We start from the raw sequence: 2,389 nt of genomic DNA, 5'->3' as shown, positions 1-2,389 counted from the left end.
CGTATGTTCTGTCGCATTCGGGGCTACATCTCGACCATGAGAAAGCAGCATCAACCCTTACTCGAAGCCCTCACAGGGGCCTTCACCAAAAATCCTACCTTTCCACTACTTCAGCCTGAGTAGTTACCCATTCTTTATAATTAGTTCTAGAGCACTAATCTCCTCTAGCGAGCATTTTTTCCTGTTTTTATTTTTGTTAAGGCAATTGTTTAAACTTTCTATATATGCTTGGAGTCCGTACGATCTGTTTGCTGCTCCATATTTATAGATGCCAATTCGACATAGAACTTGAAGAATTATGATGGCTGGCAGGCAGCTAAATGCCGCAAAGATATTGTCATTCACGGCTCCGAATGTTATCCCTAGCGCGGCATTGAGAAAGATAAGACCTTGAAAAGAAAACTGCGTGAAACACGATTTAGCTTCCCCAGCCTCTTTTCTAAGAACATCAATTATTTTGTCAGATGGGTCTGTTGTTCTTTCCGCAACATAATTATCTTCTGGCTTCATTAAACTTTGTCGTGCATTTTACATATGAATTAGGGAGCATACTATATTTTGATAGCCTTGACTATGCTCTCGTGTGAAGATTCTTTTGTCTGTAAATGAAGTGTCACAGAAGTTAGCATATTCTGTAAGGCTAGTAAGTGTGTGCGAAAACTTGTAGCTGTTCTCCGCACAGACGTGACGGCGAATTGAAAAATCTCATCATGTCTTTTGAAGTTCAAGTTAGTCACCTGGTAAAGACTAGCCGACGAACCGATGAGATTTGTTTGGCGGCAGCACTGCCGTATATTAGATGTAGGAGAAGGAGAGCGGAAACCGGTGGAAAAAGCCCGAAAATTTCTTCAATCTTCGCCAGAGCGTAGACCTTCTAAATTTTGAGTACAGAGTGTGCAAAAAGTTGTGAGAAAGTCTGAAAACTGGTGTGATCCTTGCTCAAGAGTACGTTTTCTAGGTGTCGAAATCGGAGATTGTCACTCATAGCTAACACCAGTATTCGGGATGGAACTCTCATAACGCTAGTCATGCACTTGCAGCGAGTTTTGCACAACTGCCTATCCGCGCAAGATCGCTGCCTCGTACTGCGCCTTAAACTCACCGCCGAAGCCGTCTGCTTCAATACGACGAACCAGCGATTGAATAATCGGCAGGGCAACAGCGATAGTAGCTGAGTTCTTCAGAATAGAATCTACCGCGTTGTAGAAGCGAACATAGTGGTGTTCGCCTGCACTCATTGTCCTGGCACCCCGACGAATATTGTCAGTGCCCACTTCCCATACGATGTTCTCTGTGCTGTTGCTGCCGCCCTTAGAATGAGGATGGATGTGACTACCGTGCTTGTCTGATAGGAACACACGGATGTCCCACTCGCTCACGCCTAGCTTAGACGTGCCAGGAATCTTATCGAACAGCCCCATGATGTCCGCCTCTGAGCGAGGCGCATCTTCCAGTCTGATCCCAGCTGTTTGCAGCCGACGCGCTAACTTCGGCATCTCTTCAGCGAGCGCCTGGGCCGTGCGCGGTAGGTCTTTCAAGGCATTAGCTGTGACCATACCAGAGGTGCCAAGCGCAACGATTTCGCTCTGCCAGTTTGAGATGGCTGCTTCTACCGCGCTCGATAGCAGCTGCTCAGTGTCCTCTACTGACTGCTGAGCAGACTCGACCGCCGCTTTTAGTTTCGTAGCGCCCGCTGCTGTGTTTTCCTAGGCGCGATCGCCCTCCTTTTTTCTATTCAATCAGTGCTCATCGTTTAGCCTTTTCATCTACACATAGCAATGAGAATGGTAGTTAGCTGAGAGTTTGATTTCTCCTTTCAATGCGATCTTCATTATCAATGCGATCGCCAGTGCTTCATTCCATCCACAGTGTGATCGCCACACCCTTATGTACGATTGCTTTCACCCTGAGATTCGTGCTCTGGACTGAGCTGTGTGCCTGCTACCGTTCCTGTCCGCCCTGCCGCTTTCCCGACGCCACAGACACAGCCAACAACGCCGATGCTTTGGCTCATAGGCGCAGACCAATCGCAATCACCCCAATGCCGTGGATGATCGCTGCTTTAGATTCGATCTAGAGGGCAGTCGTTCAATAGCTAGAGTTTGATAGCTGGCTTTCGGCCTTTCTGGTTTGATGGTCGAGCGATCACCCCTATCTCTCTGCCGTCACTGATTGGGCTGAAGGGGTGGAGTTCTAGAGCGGAGTGTAATTGCTGCCAGCGCTTACCTGTTTGTGATGAGGTGATTACCTGTAATCACATTTGCTAGAGTGTGAGATCGCCCTCAGTCATGCGGTACTGCCGTTGTTGTTGCTGTCGCCAGGTGGAAGAGCGGTGTGGTGTTGGTTGGTACCGAAGCGCTGTCATACATTTCGCAATTACGTGATGACT

At 48.0% G+C, this 2,389-nt stretch carries 2 protein-coding genes; one reads left to right on the top strand and one right to left on the bottom strand.

The window, feature by feature from the left end; translation table 11 throughout:
* Window positions 1–1,058 precede the first annotated feature (1,058 nt).
* Window positions 1,059–1,556 (bottom strand): hypothetical protein, encoded by a 498-nt coding sequence (locus IQ256_RS28900; RefSeq protein WP_193859130.1) that lies wholly within the window; start codon window positions 1,554–1,556, stop codon window positions 1,059–1,061.
* 263 nt (window positions 1,557–1,819) lie between these two features.
* Between IQ256_RS28900 and IQ256_RS28895 the strand changes: the two genes are divergently transcribed.
* The gene (locus tag IQ256_RS28895; protein WP_193859129.1) at window positions 1,820–2,077 is read left to right on the top strand and encodes a hypothetical protein; all 258 of its coding nucleotides are present in this window, start codon (window positions 1,820–1,822) and stop codon (window positions 2,075–2,077) included.
* Window positions 2,078–2,389 lie beyond the last annotated feature (312 nt).

Origin of the sequence: cf. Phormidesmis sp. LEGE 11477 (assembly GCF_015207105.1) — a bacterium.
Lineage (GTDB): Bacteria > Cyanobacteriota > Cyanobacteriia > Phormidesmidales > Phormidesmidaceae > Phormidesmis.
Note: the sequence above shows the minus strand (reverse complement) of the source record. Positions and strands in the feature narration are given on the sequence as shown.